Below are 24,672 nucleotides of genomic sequence, written 5' to 3'. Positions count from 1 at the left end.
AGTATATAAATCCTCCATATCGGGTGATTTAGGGTCTTTTTTTAATCAGGAAATTTGAGGTTTAGATTCCTTTAAAGGAGAAGCCATTTTGTTTGAATGGTTCCTGACCAGAAGTAAAACTTTCTCCTTCCAAAGAATCCCACACATCTAAACCCTTATTTTTCATGAAAAGAAACCTACTAATTGGTTTGCTGTTCACGCTATGTGTGCTGCAGCAAGCCTGGGCGCAAACCCGTACAGTAACCGGAACCGTCAGGGGGGCTACCGACAAATCGCCTTTGCCCGGAGTGAACGTAGTTATTAAAGGCACGACCAGCGGAACTACTACCAACCTCGATGGACAATACAGCCTTCCGGTACCCGAAAATGCGACACTTGTATTCAGTTTTATTGGATTTTCTGCCCAGGAAGTCCTGGTCGGTAACCGGGCAGTCATTGACCTGCAAATGGAGGAAGATGTAACCAAACTGACGGAAGTGGTCGTAACGGCTGTTGGCATTCAGCGGGAAAAAGCCTCTCTGGGCTATGCCGTGCAGGAGGTAAAAGGCAACATGGTAACCGATGCCAGAGAGCCGAACATTGTAAATGCACTGGCTGGCAAAATAGCAGGTGTGCAAATTAATAGTTCCGGCGGCCAGCCTGGCTCTTCTTCCAGAATCACCATCCGGGGAAATAGTTCAGTACTGGGCAATAATCAGCCTTTGTTCGTCGTAGATGGTATTCCGGTAGATAATTCCCAGAATTTTGGTGGGGGTCAGCTGGATGGAAATGGCCGGGGTAATGGTGATAGTCCGCTGTTTAACGGCAGTTCTTCTAACCGGGGTGTAGACTTAGATCCTAATATCATCGAAAGCATCAGTGTACTGAAAGGCGCAGCCGCATCCGCTCTATATGGTTCCAGGGCGGCAAATGGGGTAATTCTGATCACTACTAAAACCGGTAAAGCTGTGGCTGGTAAAAAGGGACATACCATATCTTTCAATACCACCATGGGCTGGGATGAAGCCAGAATTGCCGGTTTTCAGGATAAATACCTGCAGGGTTTGAACGGAAAATACCGGAATGGCGAACAAGTAGGCCGGGGAGGCTATTCAGAAGAGGGGGCTAATTTAGATCCCCGTTCTACAAGAGCATGGGGACCACACATTGACTCAGTAAGCCAGGCCGTAATCGATTCGATTGGCCGTCCGCAGCTCTATGATCCCCGCAAAGATTTTTTTCAGACCGGCAGATCTTATGATAACTCTATTAATATTTCCGGAGGCAATGAAATGTTCAACTATTTTACCTCTTATTCAGATTTCCGGCAAACTGGTATTGTTCCTAATTCGGAATTCAAACGGCATAGTTTCCTGGCAAAAGCTGGAGTAACCTTATCAGAAAAGTTAAAAGCAACCGCCTCGATCAACTATGTAAAATCCTACAACCAGTGGCTTACGGAAGGAAATGGGGCTCGTTCATACTTATATGGCTTGTATTTTACGCCGCCTTCGTATAATATCCGCCCCTACCGGTATGAAGATGGCAGCCAGCGGAACTTTAGTGCGAATTTTAACAATCCTTTGTGGCTGGCCGAAAATAATAACCTTTCCAGCGATGTAGACCGATTTATTGCCAATACGACCTTAACTTATCAAGTACTTCCCTGGCTGAGTATTACCGAACGAGTGGGCCTGGATACTTACCTGGATAGCCGGAAAGAAAAAGTAAATATAGGGACAGTTGGCCGCCTGCAAGGCAGTATGTACGACGAAAACCTGCAATGGCGGGAGGTAAACTCTGATCTGATTGTGACCGCCAATAAAACCTTTAGCAGCGATTTTAATGCTACATTCATGCTGGGAAATAATATCAATTCCAGGTTTCTGCAGCGTGAACTACAAAGAGGTACCGGCTTAAATATTCCTGGCTTTTATAACATTCAGAATGCAGCATTGATCACTGCGTCTGAAAATACAGATCAGCGCCGGTTAATTGGCATATATGCCCAGGCTACGTTTGATTATCGCTCCATGATCTTTTTGACCCTTACCGGACGCAATGACTGGTCATCTACCTTGCCCAAAGGCGAAAATTCGTATTTCTATCCTTCTGCCAGCCTGGGATTTGTTTTTACAGAACCGCTTGGCTTAACCAACAGCGCTATCTTTCCTTTCGGAAAATTGAGAATGTCGTATGCCGCCATTGGAAACGATGCGCCTACCTATTCCCTTACCAGTACCTATTCGCAATCTAATCCTGGAGATGGACAGAGAGGTAATATTCAATATCCGTTTCAGGGCATAAATGGCTTTGAACTGACCAACATACAAGGTAATCCAAACCTGAAACCAGAACGGACCACTGAATTTGAAATTGGCCTTGACCTGCAGTTTTTGCGTAACCGGTTCAGAATCGATGCCGCTTATTACAAACGCCGTTCGGTAGACCAGATATTTCCAGTACCGGTTTCCCCTGCCACCGGATTCATTCAGCGCTTAACTAATTCGGGTGAGATTTCTAACGAAGGTCTGGAACTGGTAGTGGGAGGTACGCCTGTAAAAGCCGGAGACTTCAGCTGGGATGCACAGATCGTATTTACAAAAAACGTATCTAAAGTAGTGGCATTGGCTCCCGGCGTAGAAACCATCCGTCTGGGTGGATTTACCAGCCCATCCATTTTTATCAAAGAAGGCGAAAAGTACGGCGTGATCTGGGGGCAAGGTTTTAAACGCAATGAGCAAGGAAAACTGCTGATTGATGAAGATGGATTGCCGGTTCTGTCCGATGCATTGGGAGCGATCGGGAATATCCAGCCAGACTGGACCAGTGGCATCCGGAATACTTTTTCCTGGAAAGGCTTGTCCTTATCTGCGTTAGTAGACATCCGCAAAGGAGGTGATATTCTCAACTTCGATCAGTATTACTCCACTTTTTATGGTACTGCTAAAATAACAGAAGCCAGAAACACCACTATTGTGTATGATGGAGTAAGTGAATCGACCGGTGAACCTAACACCATTCCAGTATTACGGGATCAAAACTACTGGCAGAATTTCTATAGCCTCTATGATGAAAATTTTGTAGAAGATGGCAGCTTTATAAAGGTACGTGATATTAATCTGTCGTATGCGTTGCCACAAACCCTGCTTTCCAAAACGCCTTTCCGCAGCTTACGAGTGTCAGCCATTGGCCGGAATCTGTTTATCAAATCCGATTTCTCCTATGCTGATCCGGAAGGCAGTTTGTATGGTAGCTCCAATGCCCAGGGATTTTACCATTCAGTTACCCCCGGAAGCAAAAGTTACACAGTCGGCCTGAGTGCCACCTTTTAAAATGGCGAATGAGTGATTGGGTGAATGAGTGAGTAGAATATTCTAAATCACTTATTCTCAATCGCTCATTCACTCATTCTCTCAATCACCTATTCACCCAAACTCTGAATAACTCTTATGAAAAGATTATATATAGGTACAAAAATCTTCCTGCTTAGCATGTGTTTGCTGGTGGCGACTTCCTGCGATAAAGAATTTATGGCTCCCTTCCGGGATGATCCCAATAATCCCCTGGACGTATCCAATGACCTGCAATTGTCTGGCTTGCTGGGTAACTTTTCTTACTCTGTACTGGGAAGCGATCCTGCCAGGATTCCTTCGTTCTGGATTCAATATACGGCCTTTACCGGCGCTCCTCCTTCTGAAGATAATTATGATGTAGATGAATCAGATGTAGATAATTTATGGACATATAGTTCCTATACAGCCGTCATGCAAAATGCCAAGTTGCTCAATGAAAGTGCAACCAGGCAGGAAAATTATCATTATGCCGCCATTGCCAAATTAATATGGGCCTGGAATATGTCTGTAGTAACAGATCTCTGGGGAGAAGTGCCGTATTCTGAAGCCTGGCAACCAGAAAAAACATTAAAGCCCAAGTACGATCCACAGGAATCCATTTATACAGCCGTCCAGGAATTGCTGGATGGAGCTATTGAAGATTTTAACAAAACCAGTGTGCGCAGTCCTGCCGCCGATGATCTGCTGTATCCGGCTGCTAATCAGAATGCCTGGCGGAATAACAGCCTGCCAAAATGGATAAAAATGGCTTATACTTTGAAAGCCAGGTTTCATATGCACCTGACCAATGCTCCAGGCTACGATCCGGTAGAACAATCTAATCTTGCCCTCATAGCACTACAAAATGGATTTGCCAGCAATGCGGATAATGCGCTTTTTCAATATTATGATGCTGAAGGTGCCGAAAATCCCTGGTTCCAGTGGGCCATTGATGGAAAATGGAATGATGATACCCGTTTGAGTGCATCTTATGTAGCCAGGCTGCAAGGATTGAATGATCCCCGCTTGCCTATACAGGTACAACCCACTACTAATGGAACACCTCAATATAATGGTGCGCCCAATGGGGTAGGTAACCTGGATAATAATGATATTTCAAATATCGGCAACTTTTATAGCGATGCAGAAGCGCCTTTACAATGGCTAACGTATGCGGAAGCAAAGTTTATTGAGGCTGAAGCCAGGTTCCGGGTGAGTGGAGCGGAGGCTGCTCAGGAGGCATACCAGCAGGCTATTGTGGCTTCTATGGAAGACCTTGGAGTTGATCAGGAAGCAGCTAACAATTATGTAGAAGCACGGCCAGTGTTAACGGCTACTAATGCGCTGGAAGAGATTATAGAACAGAAATACATTGCTCTATTCCTTCAATTTGAAGCTTTTAACGACTTTCGCAGAACCGGCTTTCCCAACGATCTGCAACTGGCAGCCGATGCCCTCACGCCAACTATCCCGGTCCGTTTCCCTTATCCGCAGCAGGAGCTCTTAAACAATGCAGAGAATGTTTCTCAAACCAATGTTCCTACTGGCAGAAATGGCCTTACTCTGCCGGTTTGGTGGGATAGAGATTAGATGGTGAAGCTTTAATTATACTTATCAAAACCCTGAAAAATACATTATATTATATTTTGTAAGATAACTCTCAAATCACTGATTGTTTATGCAAAAATTGGCTTGTAAAAGGCAAAACAAAAGAAAAGCTTCTAACAGAAGCTTTTCTTTTGTTTTCAATCTGTCCATCATTCCGGCAAATGTAAAACGCTGCTTATTCACGTTCCCAGAAAGGAGGAGGTTGGATTCCAAGTGAACGCAGGTAAACATACCCTTGTCCCCGGTGATGAATTTCATTGTCAATAAAGTAAAAGAGTGTCCAGTAGATTTTGCTTTCGTACTGGCCAAAGGCTACATCTGTTTCCTGAAAGCGTTGCAAGGAAATCTGTGGCCAGGTTTTATTGATGGTTTCCGTTACTTCATCCCAAAGCTTTAATAACTCAGCTTTTGTTGTAGGAGTATTTGGTGTAGGAAAAGCTTCCCAGTTGCCAGTAGCGATTCCTCCAATACCTTCGCCTCCCATTCCGATCATTTCCAGCGCTAGTTCCGAAAAAGGACGCATCCCTCCAACAGAATAAGAAAACAAGGCATCATCTGGAAAAGCTTCAATCACCCGGCGTGTCAGTTTGCGGTGCCCTTGCCAGTGGGCAAGTAATTGTTCCGGAGAAAGTATATGTGTCTGGGTGGCTTCTTCTGCCTGCATGCTGTTAGTTTCCATAAATAAAAATGTTATAAGTTTTGATCTGCTACAAAGTAAAACATGCCCGGTGACAACCCTATGTCACCACAAACTGAAAAAATGTAAGAAGGGATTTGCCGGAATCCGCCTGTGCCCGGCAGGATGTTTCCCTATATTGAAAGCACTTGCCTATATTTGCGGCTTGTTATGAAAAAGAAGAAAGAACGCCTGCCTGTATTAGAGAACATCCGGATCGAAAGTATTGCTGCGGAAGGAAAATGTATCGCCCGCCATGAAGATATGGTCATATTTGTGGAAGGAGTGGTTGCTCCCGGCGATGTAGTAGATCTGCGGATCACCCGGAAAAAGAAAAATTTTATGGAAGCTGTGCCGTTGCGCTTTCATAGTTTGTCGAAGGAACGCACAGAGCCGTTTTGCCAGCATTTTGGCTTGTGTGGCGGCTGTAAATGGCAGCACATTCCTTATCAAACGCAACTTGATTATAAGCAGCAACAGGTAAAAGATCACCTGGAAAGGATTGCCAAAGTAGAGTTGCCTGCCCTTCAGCCGATTTTGCCTTCTGCCGAAACCACCTATTACCGCAATAAGCTGGAGTTTACTTTTTCTCCCAACCGCTGGCTTACCGATGAGGATTTGCGTTCAGAGAAATTACTGGAAAAACGGACGCTGGGTTTTCATATTCCCAAACGCTTTGACAAAATACTTGATATTGAGCATTGTTATCTGCAACCGGAACCTTCTAATCCCATCCGGCTGGCAGTGAAAGAATATGCCCGTTTGCATAATCTCTCCTTCTTTGACAATGTAAAAAATGAAGGTTTTCTCCGGAATTTGATCATCCGTACGGCTAATATTGGCGAAGTAATGGTAATTCTGCAAGTATACCGGCCTGATAAACCGGAAGTGGAAAAACTACTGGCATATTTGTTAGAACAATTTCCGCAGATCACTTCCCTGCAATATGTAGTAAATCCCAAAGGCAACGAAACCTTCCATGACCTGGAAGTCATCTGTTTTGCCGGTAAGCCTTATATCACCGAGCAGATGGAAGACCTGCAATTCCGGGTGGGTCCTAAATCTTTTTACCAGACCAATGCCCAGCAGGCGTATGAACTGTATAAAATAACCAGGGAATACGCCGGTTTGCAGGACCATGAGGTGGTATATGATTTATATACCGGCACTGGCACCATTGCCAATTTTGTAGCCAGGCAGGCAAAAAAAGTAGTTGGACTGGAATATGTGCCCATGGCGGTTGAGGATGCCAAAGTCAATTCACAGATCAATCAGATAACGAATACTTCATTTTTCGCCGGTGACATTAAAGATTTACTCACAGGCCATTTTCTGGCACAGCATGGTAAACCAGATGTAGTGATTACCGACCCGCCTAGGGCTGGCATGGACCCTCAAGTAATTCAGATGCTGTTGGAAGCCGAGCCACAAAAAATTGTATATGTGAGTTGTAATCCGGCTACGCAGGCCAGGGATATTGCTTTACTGGATGCTAAATACAAAGTGGAAGCATTACAGCCAGTAGATATGTTTCCGCATACCTACCATGTGGAGAATGTGGCTTTGCTTGCAAAGAAGTAAATTAGTCATTGGTCAGTAGTCATTAGTTGATATAAGTGTCTACAATCACACAATTATAAAAATGACTACTGACCAATAACCAATAACAATCCGTTACTGGCTCTTTTTTAAACCTTTCAGAAATTCAAGGCTTTGGGGAATTTGCTCTACGGAACGGGAAGATTCGTCTTCGATGAAATAATGCTCTACGCCAGCTTTTTTGGCTTCTTTCATGATGGCGGCTATTCCTACATCACCGCTGCCTAATACCACATTTGTTTCCACATCGGCCCGGCCATTCTGGTTGCCTTCGGTACCAGGCTTCCGGTCTTTGAGGTGCATGAGTGCAAAACGTTTGGGGTATTTTTTCAGTAAGGCTACCGGATCTTGTCCTGGGTGTTTTACCCAGAATACATCCATTTCGAAGTTCAGGTATTTGGGATCAGTATTTTTAACCAGATAATCAAATAAAGTGCCTTGTTCGTAGGGTCTGAATTCAAAGCCATGCGGATGATAACACAGCGTAAGCCCATTTTCATGAAGTACTTTTCCGGCTGAATTGAATACCTCAACTGCTTTTTTCATCTCTTCGATCGTGAATTCATCGTCTTTGTGAGGAATCCAGTAGCAGACTACATACTTGGCACCAGTAAGTTTTGCTGCTTCTACCGCTGCCTGGGGATTAGTAGCCAGTTGATTAAAATCAGCGCCTGTACTAATGATTTTGAGGTTATTCTGTGCCAGTAGTTTTTTAAACTCATCCTGCGACAAGCCATAAGTGCCGCCACCTTCTATTTCGCGGATATTCCAGCTTTTTATTTTAGCAAAGGTTCCGGGTACATCTGTTTTAAATTGCTCCCGAAGGCTGTATAACTGCAGTCCGATTTCCTGTGCAAAGAGTAAGTTATTCACTGAGATCAATACCAGATAAGTGAAAAGTAGTTTAGAAAGCATAGATAAAGGTTTCATAAAGGTATTAGAAGTTTAGTTAGTAGTCATAGGTTATGTTTCCGTAGTATACAAATCATATATTGAACTGCCAGAACCTTTTGCAAGTATTTTATTTTACAGGCAGATATACCTCCGCCATCATACAACGGGCACTGCCGCCGCCATTGCTTTCGATAGTATACAGGTCGGTATAGAACATCTGGTTGTGTTTTTCAAGCTTTTTGAGCTGATCAGGCAGCAGCGAACGGTATGCCTGCGTAGACATCACTAAGATATTTTCGCCAAACTTGTTCTGAACCTGCAGCATGTTTCCGGCAAACCGCTTCAATTGTTCCATACTGATTTCAATTACCTCTTTGCCGGTTTGTTGCAAGGTTTGAAGTACATACGCCCGTTCTTCATCATTAATGATACTTTCTGTACAAATAACAGCAAAGCGGTCGCCTATACACATTACCACATTGGTATGATAAATCTGCCTTCCTTTTTCGTCGGTGGAGGTAAAGCTTACTACCCGGAAATCCATTTTCCGGGCAAACTCCTCTAAAATCTCCGGACTGGTACGAGGTGAAAGACAGGCATAGGCAATTCTATTGATACGGTCTAAAACCAGGCTTCCGGTACCTTCCAGGAATTGCTGGGCAGCTTCATAAGTAGTAAAATCCAGGGTATTATTTACTTTGAATTTTTTTTGCAAATGGCTGATAATCTCTTCCCTTCTTTCCAGGCGGCGGTTGGGGGCGTACATGGGATATAAACACACGGTGCCATTGGCATGAAAAGACACCCAGTTATTAGGGAAGATGGCATCTGGGGTATGTGGCTCCGGAGTATCTTCAATAACGGTTATATCCACACCCAGATTCCGCAAACCATCTACCATAGCATCAAATTCATGTAAGGCTTTTTCCTGTACTTCAACGGCATTCTGAGCGGCTTCCGGGTCCTGGAAAGCATTGCTCTCAGCAGTTTGTTCATTAAAAGCGAACCGCACCGGGCGTATCATTAATATATGTGAGGTGGCTTGCATAGCTGTAAATGGTGAATAAGCGATTATATTGTCTGAAACCTGTACTTATCGGAATTTGGGATTAATAGGATGTATGAATGAACTGAAAGTAGAATTCGTAATTCCTTTATATTTTTTCCCTGAATAGCGGCATACTCATACAATGAGAGCCGCCCCGGGCTCTTGATAATTCCGCCGAAGGCAGCAAAATAAGTGTGTTTTCCATGGTTTGCGGAGAAAGATGGCCACTTTCAAATGCATGCAGTAAGTCGGCAGCACATATTACATCAAATCCAGTATTCCGGAAAGCTTCTACCGTTTTGTCGTTGCGGTCGTAGCCAATTACTACACCCTCTTTTACCGCCAGCAGATTACAGGAATCCGTCCATTGTTCACGTACGCCAAAAGGGAACTCATTATTTCCCGAATAAATGAACCTGGTTTTTTTACCCGATTGTAAGTCATGCTTGCTGATATCATCCAGCAGATCTTCCAAATACTCGAAGTGAACAGGTTTATCTTTATCTTTTATGAACTGAACAATTTTTAGCTTATCCGTCACTTTCCCATCCATCAGGCTTTCCATTACATCCCGTTTTTCAAGTTCTTCCCCCTTTTTAGAAAGAGTTCCCAGTAGTACCCATACATCTTTTTTTACCTGCGTAAAAATGGTGTCAATATGCATATAATCCCGTTTTTTGGGAATCCAGATCACCGTAACTTTCTCAACCACATTTTTCTCAAAAAGCACTTTAATCACCTGGTTGGCTGCATAGGGAGAAGTGCGTTCGCTGCAACCGATCAGCAAATGATTGGCACTTACCATCATTACATCGCCGCCTTCCAGGGTAACCAGTTTGTTGTCTTTTTCTCCATCGGGTAACAAAAAATGGTGTTCACTCTCAGGCAGTTCAATGATTTTTTCACGCAAATCTGCAAACAAAGGATGATTATAGAAAATGTACTGAGTTAACAAAGCTTCCCGGGTACGGGCGATTTTAGCCGGCTTATTCAGCAGCACATGATCGTTGATGACAATGCCAATATCACGGGTGAAGATGAAGTTGGGAATCGGGGCAAAAATCATACTTTTGTCCGGAAGCGTTCCCGAAATCAGCGTTTTGGATAATTCTTTCGGTTCCATTTCCATGAGTTGCCCTTGTGTAGTATACGAGCAACGTTCAACTGCGCAGATAGAGGCAATCAGCCGCATTTTTACATCTGTTACTTCTAAAATATCTGCCAGCAAATATTGTGGATCTATTACTTTATCGGAGTTGAAATAGTCCGGATGTTCGGGCTTATAAAAATTGCGTTGATTCGCAGCCGCATCTATTTCTTTGATCTTACCCTTTACTTTTTCGGGGTCCAGAAAATATAGTAAAATTTTAATATAATAATCATATTCCCCTTTCCGCATGGTATCCAGGTGCACAATATCTTCAAAAAGCCAGTCCTGGGCTTTAGATGGTACTACTTTACCCAGCCCACTATCCGGACTGTGAATAATGACCCGTTTTAGAGTTCCGATTTCAGAAGTTACATGAACAGGGATAGGTTGTTTGTATGGGGGCATAAATAAAGAATTTATTCACCGGCACAATTCCGGATTACTGGTGTGTGCAAATCTAAAACAGGATTTTTGAATAGCTACCCTAAACATTCAACTTACTCCATCACCTTTTTTACCTTCTGAAGCTGGGTAATGGCATCTACCATACGAAGCCAGCTTACCTGCTCACCAGTGGATAGAGATTCATAGGCATACCCTTTGTCAACCTGTATAAGTTTGCATTTTCCTAAATCGTAGCGCAGTGCTTCTACTACATCGCCCACTTGGAGCGGAAACTGATTGATGTCGGCCAGTTGAGGTAAGGGCGTTTTTGGCTGTTCCTGGTGATTTTTTTTCTTAAAGAAATTAAACATATCTACCCGCTTTGTTAACTGTGGTAAGTTAATCCCATTCCCGAATATTGCAAAATAATACGCAATCGTTGTTGGTTGTTCGTTAATTTTGTTGATGAAATGGTCTTTAGATAACAAACCCGTAAGAGCACTTACGGGTTTTTGATGGCTGACACTTTTATAGTATACCAAAGACCAGAGACTTCCTAGGCATACTGCCCGATAATTCTTTCCAGCTGATGTACTGGTACTACGCCAGATTGCCGCCAGAGCAGTTGGCCGCCTTTAAAGACCATCAGGGTGGGCACACTTTGTACATTGTATTTATCGGCCGCCTGCGGATTTTTATCTATATCTATTTTTACAATTCTGGCTTTGTCGCCGATTTTTCCTTTTAGTTCTTCCAGCATAGGTGCCATCATTTTACAAGGACCGCACCAGGTAGCAAAAAAATCAACCAGCACCGGTGTTTCAGATTGTATCAGTTCATTAAATCCCATAATAGTATATTGTTAAAAATGACTTGTATTTCTTTTCTTCCTTATAACACGAATACATATCAGACTGGTTTCATTTCTTGGCAACCATGATTTTGGGGATTTGCCGGATTGAAATCAAGCTTACTGGTTTTTATAATCCTGCAATCTTCTTACCCTGTGTAATCCCGGTTCCAGACAATGAGCCTTGACTATTAGAAAAAATTAGTATTTTACGAAGCCATTTTTTCTTATACCTGATGAAAATAAAAAAAGCCGTTATTACAGCCGCTGCCAGAGGGGAACGCCTCTACCCGGTAGCTGATACCGTTCAGAAAGCCATGTTGCCCGTAATTGATACAGATGGATTATATAAGCCTGTCCTTCAGATTATTGCAGAAGAAGCATTTCTAAGCGGCATTGAAGAAATATGTGTGGTTTGTGCGCCAGGCGACGAACAGCGGTATACAGAAGCATTTCAATCCCTGCATACCAATTTGCTGCAATCCTATAAAGGTATTGACTGGGCCAAGGAAGAAGCTGAAAAAATTGATCATCTGTTGAGCCGCCTGCATTTTGCTGAACAGAAAGAGCCATTAGGGTATGGGCATGCCGTACATTGTGCCAAAGGATTTGTAAATAACGAACCTTTTCTCTTATTGCTGGGCGATTATTTATATGTGTCTAATATGCCAGGAAAACGCTGTGCACAGCAATTGATAGATCTGGCCGTGCAGGAAAATTGCTCCGTATCAGCTGTAAATCCAACGGTTGAACACTTGATTGGGAAATACGGAACCCTTACTGGTAAACATATTTCCAATGTGCCAGGGGTGTATCTGGTGGAAAAACTCATTGAAAAACCTTCTCTGAGCATTGCTGAACTCGAACTTCAGACACCTGGCTTACGCATTGGCTATTACTTATGCTTTTTTGGAATGCATGTGCTTACGCCGCTGATATTCCAGATTCTTGAAAAGAATATGCCGCATTCCAATGGAAACTTAACCCTGACTGCGTCCCTGCAGGAATTATCCAGACAAGATAAATACCTGGCACAGGAGGTAAAAGGCAGCCGCTACGACATCAGTAAAAAGTTTGGCCTCTTGCAAGCCCAGATTGCCCTAGGTTTAGCCGGTCAGGCTCACAATCAGACACTCACTACGATTGTAGAAACCCTGGCTGAAGCCAATACCAGAGCAATTAAATAATTCAGTAGCAATAGATTTTAATCTTCCTGCTAAATAAAATGATTTGACCATTCAGCCATTCAATACATGAATGTTTTTATAGAAACCATTACCACAACCGAACCTGAAAAACGGAACCGTTCTTTCTACGAGCTATGCCGGCGCTTTACTTCCAGGCAATTATTTGCCCAGTTGAAAGAACTGGATACTTTCCGCAAAGCCAGCCAGAATTTGTATGACCGGGTACGTGCCATTTTGTTTTTACATGCCGGCTACCGCTTTTTTCTGATGGAAGCAGCTGATACACCTGAAACCGGCAAAATACCCTATGAAGGGTTTGAAGATCTGCTGGGCAGGCGTTTTGAACAGGCAATAGTTTGTTTCCTGGATGCCATTGAAAAAGAGGGTCCGAACGCAACCTTATTCAGCGGGCTGGCCGAAAGTTATCACCATTTGTCATTCCAGATTCTGGCCGATCAAGTGCGCAAGAGTGTACGTTCCAGCAAAGGAAACCAGTGGATGTTCCGGGTAGGCCACCTGGAAGACCATCCCATAAAAATTCATTCCAGGTTACTCAAGCGGACAGAAAACTCCATTTTTTATCCGGTGCTGGAAGAACAAACCCCGGTACGGATGGATTTGACACATAGTGGCTGGTCTGATATATTTTTCCTCGGAATGGATTATCCGGAAGGAGCGAGGGTCATTAATGTGTCGATTAATTTAGGTGTGTTTGGCCGGGACAAAGACATTAAACCACCCATACAAAGCTATATCCGCATTATTCCTGAACCTGTGCTGCGACTAACCAGTATAGACCTGAATGTGACCAAAGACATTACCGATTTAGCCGACTTATTTAATTTCGGAAACGATTACCTGAGCCTGATTAAAGCTGGTATTATTGCTTCCGGTTTGATTCCTCCTTCTTTTGAAGGCACCAGCCAGCCCCTGGACCAGATATTATCCAGAATTGTAGCTCCAGGCATGGGAATAGAGCTGGTGACTAAAGTAAATGATATACCAAAAGGCTCCCGGCTGGCCGTTTCTACCAACTTACTCGGTTCTATCATCAGCCTGTTGATGCGGGCTACCGGCCAAACGCAATTGTTTGAAGGAGGATTACAGGAAAGTGAAAGACGGCTGGTGGCTTCCAGGGCTATACTGGGCGAATGGCTAGGTGGTTCTGGTGGCGGATGGCAGGATTCAGGTGGTGTATGGCCTGGCATTAAAGCCATTGAAGGTACTTTTGCCCAGGAAGGTGATCCGGAATATGGCATCAGCCGGGGTTGTTTACTTCCAAGGCACCGGATATTGCAGGGAGACGCTGTACATCCGGATATTGCTGAAAAAATGACCAGTTCCCTGGTATTAATGCATGGTGGGATGGCTTCCAATGTAGGTCCTATTCTGGAAATGGTTTCTGAGAAATACCTGCTCAGGGCCGAAAAAGAATGGGAAGCCCGCAAGCAAACTAATCAGATATTCGACAATATTTTACAGGCACTCAAAGAAGGTGACATTAAGAAACTGGCCGCAAACACCGGACGAAACTTTGCTGAACCCATTAAAACCATTATTCCGTGGGCTTCTACCTATTTTACTGAGCAGATTATTGCGAAAGCCCGGAAACAATTCGGAGAAGATTATTATGGTTTTCTGATGCTGGGAGGTATGTCTGGCGGAGGAATGGGCATGTTTGTAAATCCGGAAAAATATGAGGAATACAAGCAGCAAGTACTGAATATACTCAAATCTACCAAAGCGGAATTGTCTGATTCCTTGCCATTTGCTATGGAACCAGTAGTATATAACTGGCAGATTAATCCTAATGGTACGTATGCCCGTTTACATGAGGGCAGCGAAGCGATGATGCCTGCGCAGTATTATGCCATTCACGTATCTGAACTGGTAAGGAAAGAGCCAGCCAGTATTTCGTATATCCGGCGGGCTGAAATAGACCATTTTACAACTTTATGTGATGCGAATAATGAGGCGTTTCCACTGTTAAGAACGATTGTTAGTAACCTGTTTAAAGTATCAGACCCAGCCTCCCAGCACAACCGGCTGGCTCAGGATGAAATGGCGGATCGCATTAAAAAAGAAAATGGATTTGATTATATCCAGCATGAAGAGATACGTGAAGCCATACAAAAAGGAAGAATTGGCTTGTCGAGGAACCGATTGCCTGCTGAAACCCTGATTGAAGATGTGCATGACTCTGATATTGCCAAATTGGAGACTTTGAAGTCTTTATATAAAACAGGCGAAGAAGCTATTAAGGCAGGAAAGGTAGCCGTAATGAGCCTGGCAGCTGGTGTAGGCAGCCGATGGACAAAAGGAGCTGGTGTAATTAAGGCACTCAATCCGTTTGTGGAAATTAAAGGTGTTCACCGCAGTTTCCTGGAAATGCACCTGGCCAAAACCCGCAAAATAGCCGAACAATACAATGTGCTGATTCCGCATATTGTAGCCACCAGCTATTTAACCCATGAGCCCATCCGCAAGAAGCTGGAAAAAAGCCGCAATTATGGCTATTCCGGAAAAGTATATCTTTCCCCAGGCCGTTCTATCGGACAGCGTTTTGTGCCCATGGAAAGGGATTTACGCTTTATGTGGGAGGAAATGCCACAGGAAACCCTGGATGAGAACAAACAAAAAGTACGGGAAGCGGTTAGGCGAACATTAATTGGCTGGGCAAAATCAAAAGGAGAAGGGACCGATTATTCTGATAATATTGCAGGTCAGCGTTTTTCGCCTTTAGGCCACTGGTATGAAGTATCTAACCTGATCCGGAATGGTACCTTAGCAACTTTGCTGGACGAAAATCCTTCGCTGGAAACGATCATGCTGCATAATATTGATACGCTTGGGGCGGATGTTCATCCTATGGCGCTTGGTCACCATCTGAAATCAGGTAATGTACTCACTTTTGAAGTAGTGCCCAGACGAATTGACGATAGGGGAGGTGGCCTGGCCAGAGTGAACGGCCATGTACGTTTGCTGGAAGGGTTAGCCCAGCCCAATGAAGCAGACGAACTCAAACTCAGTTATTATAATTCCATGACCACCTGGATTCAGATCGATCCTTTGCTGAATCTATTCGGACTTTCCAGGGAAGATTTAAAAGGGGAAGATGCCCTGCTGGCAAAAGCAGTACGGAGTGTAGCCCACCGGATGCCTACGTATGTAACGATTAAAGATGTAAAATTCCGCTGGGGTCATGGACAGGAAGATATTTATCCGGTGGCCCAGGTAGAAAAGCTCTGGAGTGATATGTCGGCTTTACCGGATATTCAATGTGGCTATCTGGCTGTACCCAGATTACGTGGCCAGCAGATGAAAGATCCCGCACAGCTGGATTCCTGGGTTACCGATGGCAGTAAGGCGTATGTGGCTTCCTTGTGTACATTTGATGAAACTTAGGCTTTTTAGCAGATAAGCATAGTTTGCTTGTTTTTAAACTTGCTTAAGTAGATACTATGAATACTTTTGTTGATAACTGCACACTAGTAGTTCATAAAATATAAGATGTCAGGTAAATTAGGTAATTTGATCAAAAAAGCCATGGTCATTTATCGAATTACCCTCAGTGCTGAAGAAAGAAGGATCTTAAGTAGTTGGATAAATAAAGGCAGCCGAAAGGCCAAAGATATTCAAAAAGCCTATGTGCTGTTAGCCAGCGATGAAACAACAGGCAGGCAAAGTGAGACTGAGTTGGCAGAAACTTATAAATTATCTACCAGAAGTGTGGAGCGTATCCGTAAGTGTTTTTGTGAGCAGGGCATGGGCATGTTTGATAAGAAAACAAGAAAATTAAGAAGCGACAAAAAGATAGATGGGAAGGTAGAAGCGCATCTGCTGGCATTAGTCTGTAGTGAGCCGCCTCAAGGACAGGCAAAATGGAAACTGCAACTGCTGGCAGACAGATTAGTAGAACTCAAGGTGATTGACTCCATTTCCCATACGAGTGTGGCAAGCCTGTTAAAAAAAATGAGCTTAAGCCTTGGCTGAGGCCCATGTGGGTGATCCCCCCTAAACAAAATGCAGGGTTTGTTTATCAAATGGAAAAAGTGATTTCAGTCTATGAAAGGCCATATGATGAAAAGCAGCTGCTGGTCACTTTGGATGAATCACCCAAACAACTTATTGAAAGCAAACACTTCATAGGCAAAGATGGAAAACAGTATCAGGACAGTATCTATACAAGACATGGAGTGCGTGATATCTATATGGTCTTTGAGCCATTAGCCGGTAAACGATATTGTTTTGTGGAGCAAAACCACAACCGTTTCACCTGGGTAAAGATTCTAAGCCGGTTGTTGGATACTACTTACAAAGCATGCGAGAAAATCACTTTAGTAGAGGATAACTTGTCGGCTCACAAACCAAGTGCTTTTTATGAACTTTATCAACCTGAGAAAGCTAAAGCGTATTTAGACAGGATAGAGTTTATCTTTACCCCGGCTCATGGCAGTTGGCTCAATATGGCAGAAATAGAGCTATCAGTGTTACAAAGAGATTGCCTTGACAGGCACATTGCCACAGAGGATGAGTTAATAAAACAGCTAAGCGCCTGGCAGGAGAGCAGAAATAACAAAGCAGTAAAAGCTAATTGGCAGTTCACCAATCAAGATGCCAGGGTTAAACTCAAAAAACTATACCCGACTATTTAATGTTTATAGACTACTAGCTAATGTGGATATTTTGTATGATGAGAATTGTAAATCTTTTTCAATTAAGCATGGTCAGTTATTGAATAGTACCGATGTATTTTCAAATCAACATACGGATACGGAAATCTTTGCCTTTCCAGGTCTGATTAACTCTCATGATCATCTTGAATTTAACCTTTTTCCTTTATTAGCCAGGCATACTTACGGTGATTATAAAGAGTGGGCAAGCGATATTCATCAGTATTATAAAAAGGAAATTAAGCAAATATTAAATCTGCCACTACCGTTAAGAGTGGGTTGGGGTATCCTGAAAAACATTTTAAATGGAATTACTACTATTGTACACCATGGAGGATATCACCGCTTGATTAACCAATTTAACTACCCAGTATTTTTACACTATCAATACATCCATTCTATCAGCTATGAAAAAAACTGGAAATTAAAATTAAATTATCCATGGTTTCAAAAAGATGTAATGGTTCATATTGGAGAAGGAACTTCTCCCGAAATGACCGCAGAGATTGACAATTTGATTAAATGGAATCTTTTCAAAAGAAATTTAATAGGAATTCACGCAATTCAAATTTTACCTAAGCATGCTAAGCACTTCAAGGCAATAATATGGTGCCCTGACTCCAATATTTATTTATATGGTAAAGGGCCAGTTATAGATAAAGTAAAGCATCTTACTACTATAGTATTTGGTACAGACTCTAATCTTTCTGCTTCATCAAATATGTGGCAGCAAGTACGTGTAGCGAGAGGCTTGGGCATGCTAAGCGACGAAGAACTTTTTTATGCACTTACAAGAAATCCTAAACAAGTTTTTAAGCTGAATCATCGGCAAACTTCAGGAAACTGGGTTATTGCCAAACGAACCCATACAGACTTACCACTATCGTTTTATAGCCTGAATCCGGAAGATATATTGCTTGTTATTGTAAACTACAAGGTTGTACTAGCAGATGCCGCTTATATAGCCTGTATCGATCAAGGGCTATTTCAGCCTATAAGAGTAGGTAGAGCAGTAAAATGGTTGCCTTTGCAATGGAGTCAGTTAGTAAGTGAATTGGAACAATTAAATGTATCCCTTCCATTAAACGTAAGTTCACTAAGACACATTCCTCCACGTTAGCTATTTCCGATATATGGAAGGAAGTTACCGCTCATTACATTTTAATGCTCATGTGTCTGCTATATAAGACTCTGGTTGGTATTAAAACTGTTCACACATCTTTAGCCCTACCGGTCTTGATAGGGTTTTAGCGTATTTTTTTAGCTAGTTGTTGTGCTTCAAAACGTATTTTAAATTACAAAAGCCTGCTTATAAGCAGGCTTTTGTAATTTAAAATATGAGAATGTATGTGTTTATAACAGCTTTTTGATAATATCATCTACTGTTATATTCTCTGCTTCCGCTTTAAAGTTACGTACAATGCGGTGGCGCAAAATCGGAGAAGCTACTGCTTGCACATCTTCTATATCGGGAGAATATTTTCCGCTGAATAAGGCATTACATTTTGCCCCTAAGACCAGGTATTGCGAAGCTCTTGGACCAGCACCCCATTCCAGATATTGATTGGCTTCCGGTGCAGCGGTTGCTGTATTTGGACGGGTTTTATGCACCATTTTTACAGCGTATTCTACTACATTATCTGGCACGGGCACCTTACGTACCAGGGCCTGGAACTCCCGGATTTCATTTCCGGTAAGCACTTTCTGCACATCATAATGGTAGGAAGAAGTAGTATTTTTTACAATCTCTACCTCTGATTTATATGAAGGATAATCCAGTTTCACATTGAACATAAAACGGTCCAGCTGGGCTTCAGGTAGTGGGTAAGTACCTTCCTGCTCAATAGGATTCTGGGTGGCCAGTACGAAAAAAGGACGGTCAAGGCCATATTTTTGTCCGGAAATGGTAACCGAATATTCCTGCATGGCTTCCAGCAAGGCAGATTGTGTTTTCGGAGGCGTCCGGTTGATTTCATCTGCCAGAATGATGTTAGCAAAAATAGCTCCCCTAATGAATTTGAAATTCCGTTCCTGGTCGAGTGTTTCAGATCCTAAAATATCAGATGGCATCAGATCTGGCGTAAACTGGATACGATTGAAATGTAGGTCGAGAGAAGCGGCTATCGTTTGGATCAACAGGGTTTTAGCTAATCCTGGTACGCCTACCAGCAGGCAATGACCTTGAGAAAAAATAGCGGTTAATAATAATCTGATTACTTCATCCTGGCCGATTACGACTTTTGAGATTTCTGCACTTAGTTTTTTATAAGATGCCTGTAAGGCGTTAGCTGCTTCTACATCAGAGGTATATTTCACTTGATTTGGGGTATTAGGGTGGGAATTGATTTACTAAACTCAGAAGCTGTGTAAGGAGAATTTCTCTTTTGCTCAAATCAGCTTACTCTGTATATTGATTTCTGCTCCATTTAGGAATAATGGGCACATAAATTATGTTTGCTATTGAATGCCCTGCATCAGCTTACAATCCTTGTAGTCATCATCAATGCTGATATACACTTCCCCTTTGGATTTTTCAAACCATTCATTTAAGACTTTATTCTTCTTTTCTCCCAGGGCAGCGTTGTATATTTTCTGCCAGTCGTCGGTAAGATTAGCATAATGCGGCGCAATTTTAGACTTATAATATAAGATACGCATAGCACTTTTTCCATCATCGGTACGGTATGCTACCGGTTTACTGATGTGGCCAACCTGCATGGTATCTACAGTTAAATAAATAACCGGATCGAGGTTTTCGGCAAATATTTTGGTGCTGCCGCTATTTGCATCAGTTAAAATACCGCCACTGGGTGCAGAAGCCTTATCATCGGAATATTCTTTAGCTGCTTTTTCAAAGCTGATGGTATCAGACAGGATACGTGAACGCAGGCTATCCAGGTAAGCAGTTGCCTCAGTTAAATCTACATCTGCATAGCTGGGGCGAATCAGGATATGACGGGCATTGTATTCATCTCCCCGGCGGTCTAAGAGCTGTATGATGTGGAAACCAAATTCTGATTCAATTACCGGCGAAATATCATTCTTTTTTAGCTTTAAGGCTGCCGCTTCAAAGTCGGCTACCATTTGTCCTCTTTTGGCATACCCCAGGTTTCCGCCTTGCCTGGCGCTTCCCAGGTCATCAGAATAGGTTTTGGCTAATGTCTCGAAATCCTCTCCATTTACAATCCTGGTCCTGATCTCATCCAGTTTTTCCCTGGTCTGGGTTTTTTGGGCTTTGCTGACACTCCCGATTTTTACAATTTGCCCTACTTCTACCTCTGTTGGGAAATATGGAATACTGTCTTTGGGAATGCTGTTATAAAAACGTTTTACTTCGTTGGGTGTAATTTTTATTCCTTTGGTAATTTCATCCTGCATCTGCTGTACTGTGAGCTGTTCCTTCAGGGATTTGCGCAGTTCAGTTTTCAGCGCATCGATGCTTTTTCCATAGGCTTCTTCAATTTTCTTTTCAGAACCAAACTGCGAAGCCATATATTGCATTCTCCTGTCAAGTTCGCTATCTACCCGTTTGTCTTCTACAATCACTGAATCTATTTCAGCTTTGGCGGCCAATACTTTATTTACCACGAGGCCTTGCAACATCTGGCATTTGGCATCTGCACTGGCAGGCCGCCCATCGGATAAATATTGCAGATAACTTGCCTCCAGATCAGATTGAAGGATGATGTAGTTATCTACTTTTACAATGATTTTATCTATAGTAATGCCTTGTCCCTGGCCAACGGCTACAAAAGCCGGTAGGATGAAAGCAATAAAAAGAAAGAGTCGAATGAATGTGGTTTTAGGATGCATGGTTTATAATTTTTTGAGGCAGCCTCTCCTTCCATTATAGCTGCTATTGTAATTTTAACAAAAATGCTGCTAATTTAAGTAACCACACAAGCAGCAAATAAATTGCAAATATTAATTTTTTAAGGTACGAATTTTATGTGTAATAAGCCAGTATTTATAGACAAACGGTTATATAAAAAGACAAATTGCATACAAAATGTAAACATACTTAATCTGCGTAAATTTTTATCTTTTTCTCATCCTGCGCCTGCTTGTATATTTCTTGCTCCAGGTTGCGAATCAGCTGCACTTTCCGGTTGTTCAATATAATACTTTTTATCTGATCGCTGGCAAAAGCAAGGGGAGAAGTTTGACTGGCAATTTTATAATCATCAATGCCTAACAAGTATACGCCTCTTTCGTCGTTGGCCTCAGCAAATTTATTTCCTTTGAGAAACTGTGTTTTATTAGGCATTTCCCGGAAAGGGGTATTTTTTACCAGTTCGTCAAAGTCTGTCCAGGTAGAATCGGTAAATACATAAAAGTTGGCCTGCTGAAAACATATATTCTGCAACTCCTGCCGGCTTCGCTTATCTTTTGCTCCGAGTAGTTTTTTAATCCGTTCTGTTCTGGCATATTTTTGCGGGAAACCAATCAATACGCCCTGTACAATATTTTGCTTTAGTTCAAAATTGGCAACATTCTCCGTATAATATGCTTCAATTTCAACTGCCGAAACTACCGTATCCAGATGTTGCTGAATGTATTGTTTTTCAAAGGCATAAATAGTAAGGTCGTAGCGGTAATCAGCAATTTTTCTTTCTATCTCACTTTCATCAAGTTCTGCTTCTTTCTGCGCTTTGGCCAGCATGACCTGTTTGCGGACCCAGGCATTTATATAATTGCTGACAACGGTTGTACTATCTGTGGCTGTAACGCCTTTACTTACCAATCCCTCCAGGTCCGATTGATGTAATTTCTTTTCTCCCACACTGGCTAACAATTTGTCTGTTACAGCTGGAGCTTTTTCTTGGCAAGCCAGTATGTTGCTGAGGAGCATGATCCATACGCCTATGAACAGATGCCTGGTTTTCCGGTAATACTCTTTATTCAAGTAGTTTTTTAACTTCTTCCTCATGAATCACTACCGGATACTTAGTTTTGAGCTCATCTATCCATTGTTTCTCCAGATAAGCCTGGTAATCGGAAATAACAGTTCCTCTGGCTTCTTCCAGTGTTTTTTGACGAGGTTCTTTTACTTCCGTGATTTCGATATACACAATTCTATTATCACGTTCCAGGGTATAGTTGCCTGGCTTCCATTCCACCTGGTCTATTAAGGCATTATCCCCTTTCTGAAAAGTGCCTTCGGTAATCTCCAGACTCAGCGGCTTTCTGGCGTTTATCCATTTTTCAATGGCTTCTTTGGAAGTAGAGTTTATCTGTATGCTCACCCTGCGGTTCTTTTGCCTGTCGGTGCTGGATACCGGACGGAAACGCCCATTGTCTTTTACTACAATTTTGGTAATATCTACGCCTTTCCCTACCAGGTAATCTGTAACCATTTTGGCACGTGCCCCAGCCAGGCTTTCATCTTCCTGAAATCCTGCATTTCCTGCGACTTCAACCTGTAGTGTTTCATCTTTAATAAGGGCACTGGCCAGATTATCTAATTGAGTTTTGTGAGTCTGGGTTAACTGGTTTTTCCCATTTTCAAATAAAATATCTTTAAATACAGGCTCAGCAACCGGATATAATTTTTTAGAAATAATATTTTTTACCTCACTGAGGACTTCCTGGCTGGCTACATTATAAATCGCTGCCGTTACATGCTTATCCAGTTTGTATTTATCGCGGTTATTCTCAAAATAGGTCTTATAGCCTGTACTGTCTGTCATAGAGCGTGACCATACTTTGTTCTCCATTTGCTGGAAAAGCAACATGCCATCCCGGTATTCTCTTACTAAATATTTATAATCGGAATATTTTTCCTGCAAATGCGCTTTCTCATAATTCACCATCGTCTGGTTTACATATTCATCGTACAAAAGCTGCATGTAATAAGCCGGAGTAAGGGTGGGCTTGGCCTGCTGATAGCGTTTTACATAGGTGTAAAAATCCTCCACCGAATATTTCTGTGCACCAATACTGAACAGCGTTTTCTGCAGGAATTTATCGGGCTTGTAATTCCATTTACCAGCTATAAGCGAATCTGAAGTATTTTTGAAAGCAGTTGCTTTTACGTCTGCAAATTCGACAAAGGCATTTTCTTTTTTAAGGCGTTTTAAAAGCAAAGTTTTATTCAGGTCGGAGCGGGAATCTCTGGAGACTTTTTGCCGAAGAGAGGTTTGTAATTCTTCGAAAGGTTCCAGGCCGGTCTTCTCTAATAATTTAATAATATGCCATCCATACGGAGTGAGCACCGGTGAGGTAAAATCGCCTGGCTTTTGTAGGGCAAAGGCAGCTTCCTCAAAAGAAGGAATCATACTTCCGGTAGTAAAGGCCGGTAATTCTCCCCCTTTGATCTTAGAGGCACCATCTTCCGAAAACTGCTGGGTTAACTGGTTCCAGTCTTCTCCACCCATCAGGCGCTTATGTATTTCATCAATTTTCTGATTGGCGGCTTTGGCTTCTTCTTCGGGCGCTTCAGGATTGGTACGCACCATAATATGGGCCGTTTTTACTTTTCCCTGTGAAGGTCTGCGGTCATATACTTTTACAATATGATAGCCAAAACGAGTACGGAAAGGCATAGATATTTCGCCTACCTTGGTTTTATAGGCAGCATCTTCAAAGGGGTATACCATCTGTAAGGCTGTAAAATATCCTAAATCTCCGCCTGAAGTAGCGGCAGAGGGGTCCTGGGAATTAGCTTTGGCCAGTGTAGCAAAATCTTCTCCCTGGGCAGCTTTTTGCCGGACTTCACTGATCTTCTGGAAAGCGGTTAACGTATCTTTTGGATCGGCATCCTGGGGAAGATTGATGAGAATATGACTGGCCCGTATTTCTTCCTTCATCCGTTCGTAGGCTTGTGTTACCAGAGATTCTGTTACACTGCTATCAAGCAGGTAAGGTTCTGCCAGTTGTTGTTTATAACCTTCGAGTTCTTGCTTGAAAGAAGCCAGCGTATCTAGTCCCAGGCTTTCGGCTTCGAGTACTTTCAGCCGGAAATTGACATACAGATCCAGATATTGTTTTAAACTTTCCTCTTTGCTGAGGCTGTCGTTTACACTGTTTTTATCAAAAACGTATTTAAATTCTGAGGCATAAATGGGCGTTTGCCCTAGGGTAGCAATGACAGGATCTTTAACAGACGCTTGTTTGTTCACTGCACAACCCCCAGCTATCAGGGTAATCAGTACTGCCAGGTACGCAGGCCTTCTCATATGAAATGGTAAAGAATATAAAAATAATTGCAATTTTAACGATTTTCGATGGCAATTATTAGCGCTTCTTTAAAATATTTGTCTGATACCTTGCACTTTGTGATGTAAGAA

General features: G+C 42.6%; 18 protein-coding genes. 8 read left to right on the top strand and 10 right to left on the bottom strand.

Annotated elements, in window-relative coordinates; translation table 11 throughout:
• The first annotated feature begins 164 nt into the window (after positions 1-164).
• Positions 165-3,314 (top strand): SusC/RagA family TonB-linked outer membrane protein, encoded by a 3,150-nt coding sequence (locus GXP67_RS04520; protein WP_162442057.1) that lies wholly within the window; start codon positions 165-167, stop codon positions 3,312-3,314.
• A gap of 117 nt (positions 3,315-3,431) precedes the next feature.
• Positions 3,432-4,904, top strand: a complete 1,473-nt coding sequence (locus tag GXP67_RS04515; protein WP_162442056.1) for a SusD/RagB family nutrient-binding outer membrane lipoprotein — start codon at positions 3,432-3,434, stop codon at positions 4,902-4,904.
• A 193-nt stretch (positions 4,905-5,097) separates the two neighbouring features.
• Here the strand turns inward: GXP67_RS04515 and GXP67_RS04510 are convergent, their stop codons facing one another.
• Entirely contained in the window at positions 5,098-5,601 is a 504-nt protein-coding gene (locus GXP67_RS04510; protein WP_162442055.1) for a DinB family protein, read from the bottom strand.
• Between the two features lie 168 nt (positions 5,602-5,769).
• Here GXP67_RS04510 and rlmD point away from each other — a divergent pair, with 168 nt between their 5' ends.
• Entirely contained in the window at positions 5,770-7,179 is a 1,410-nt protein-coding gene (gene rlmD / locus GXP67_RS04505; RefSeq protein ID WP_162442054.1) for a 23S rRNA (uracil(1939)-C(5))-methyltransferase RlmD, read from the top strand.
• A gap of 93 nt (positions 7,180-7,272) precedes the next feature.
• On the opposite strand, the gene GXP67_RS04500 is transcribed toward rlmD, so the two are convergent.
• The 5 genes from GXP67_RS04500 to trxA form a co-directional block, all read right to left on the bottom strand.
• Positions 7,273-8,127 carry a sugar phosphate isomerase/epimerase family protein gene (locus GXP67_RS04500; protein WP_232064931.1) on the bottom strand — a complete coding sequence of 285 codons (855 nt, stop codon included), beginning with the start codon at positions 8,125-8,127 and terminating at the stop codon, positions 7,273-7,275.
• Positions 8,128-8,218: 91 nt separating this feature from the next.
• The gene (ctlX, locus tag GXP67_RS04495) at positions 8,219-9,139 is read right to left on the bottom strand and encodes a citrulline utilization hydrolase CtlX (RefSeq protein ID WP_162442053.1); all 921 of its coding nucleotides are present in this window, start codon (positions 9,137-9,139) and stop codon (positions 8,219-8,221) included.
• Positions 9,140-9,245: 106 nt separating this feature from the next.
• Complete coding sequence (locus tag GXP67_RS04490; protein ID WP_162442052.1) at positions 9,246-10,694, bottom strand: arginine deiminase family protein; 1,449 nt, start codon at positions 10,692-10,694, stop codon at positions 9,246-9,248.
• Positions 10,695-10,786: 92 nt separating this feature from the next.
• Positions 10,787-11,161, bottom strand: coding sequence for a hypothetical protein (locus GXP67_RS04485; RefSeq protein WP_232064929.1), 375 nt, complete (start codon positions 11,159-11,161; stop codon positions 10,787-10,789).
• 68 nt (positions 11,162-11,229) lie between these two features.
• Positions 11,230-11,523 (bottom strand): thioredoxin, encoded by a 294-nt coding sequence (trxA, locus tag GXP67_RS04480; RefSeq protein WP_162442051.1) that lies wholly within the window; start codon positions 11,521-11,523, stop codon positions 11,230-11,232.
• A 236-nt stretch (positions 11,524-11,759) separates the two neighbouring features.
• On the opposite strand from trxA, the gene GXP67_RS04475 reads away from it, so the two are divergent.
• The 5 genes from GXP67_RS04475 to GXP67_RS04455 all read left to right on the top strand — a co-directional run bounded on the left by GXP67_RS04475 (position 11,760) and on the right by GXP67_RS04455 (position 18,503).
• Positions 11,760-12,710 carry a UTP--glucose-1-phosphate uridylyltransferase gene (locus tag GXP67_RS04475; RefSeq protein WP_162442050.1) on the top strand — a complete coding sequence of 317 codons (951 nt, stop codon included), beginning with the start codon at positions 11,760-11,762 and terminating at the stop codon, positions 12,708-12,710.
• Positions 12,711-12,776: 66 nt separating this feature from the next.
• Entirely contained in the window at positions 12,777-16,115 is a 3,339-nt protein-coding gene (locus tag GXP67_RS04470) for a UTP--glucose-1-phosphate uridylyltransferase (protein WP_162442049.1), read from the top strand.
• Positions 16,116-16,220: 105 nt separating this feature from the next.
• Positions 16,221-16,703, top strand: a complete 483-nt coding sequence (locus GXP67_RS04465; RefSeq protein WP_197901563.1) for a helix-turn-helix domain-containing protein — start codon at positions 16,221-16,223, stop codon at positions 16,701-16,703.
• Positions 16,704-16,708: 5 nt separating this feature from the next.
• Positions 16,709-17,365, top strand: coding sequence for an IS630 family transposase (locus tag GXP67_RS04460; protein ID WP_162442048.1), 657 nt, complete (start codon positions 16,709-16,711; stop codon positions 17,363-17,365).
• Complete coding sequence (locus GXP67_RS04455) at positions 17,325-18,503, top strand: amidohydrolase family protein (RefSeq protein WP_162442047.1); 1,179 nt, start codon at positions 17,325-17,327, stop codon at positions 18,501-18,503. Before GXP67_RS04460 ends, GXP67_RS04455 begins: the two co-directional genes overlap by 41 nt.
• Positions 18,504-18,736: 233 nt before the next feature.
• Here the strand turns inward: GXP67_RS04455 and GXP67_RS04450 are convergent, their stop codons facing one another.
• From GXP67_RS04450 to GXP67_RS04435, 4 genes are all read right to left on the bottom strand, one after another.
• Complete coding sequence (locus GXP67_RS04450) at positions 18,737-19,699, bottom strand: AAA family ATPase (protein WP_162442046.1); 963 nt, start codon at positions 19,697-19,699, stop codon at positions 18,737-18,739.
• A gap of 141 nt (positions 19,700-19,840) precedes the next feature.
• Positions 19,841-21,196, bottom strand: coding sequence for a peptidylprolyl isomerase (locus GXP67_RS04445; RefSeq protein ID WP_162442045.1), 1,356 nt, complete (start codon positions 21,194-21,196; stop codon positions 19,841-19,843).
• Positions 21,197-21,404: 208 nt separating this feature from the next.
• Positions 21,405-22,313 (bottom strand): peptidyl-prolyl cis-trans isomerase, encoded by a 909-nt coding sequence (locus tag GXP67_RS04440; protein WP_162442044.1) that lies wholly within the window; start codon positions 22,311-22,313, stop codon positions 21,405-21,407.
• On the bottom strand, positions 22,282-24,561 hold the full coding sequence (locus tag GXP67_RS04435) for a peptidylprolyl isomerase (protein WP_162442043.1): 2,280 nt from the start codon (positions 24,559-24,561) through the stop codon (positions 22,282-22,284). The genes GXP67_RS04440 and GXP67_RS04435 overlap by 32 nt, the downstream gene beginning before the upstream one ends.
• Between the last annotated feature and the right edge of the window lie 111 nt (positions 24,562-24,672).

Source organism: Rhodocytophaga rosea (assembly GCF_010119975.1).
Classification (GTDB): domain Bacteria; phylum Bacteroidota; class Bacteroidia; order Cytophagales; family 172606-1; genus Rhodocytophaga; species Rhodocytophaga rosea.
Note: the sequence above shows the minus strand (reverse complement) of the source record. Positions and strands in the feature narration are given on the sequence as shown.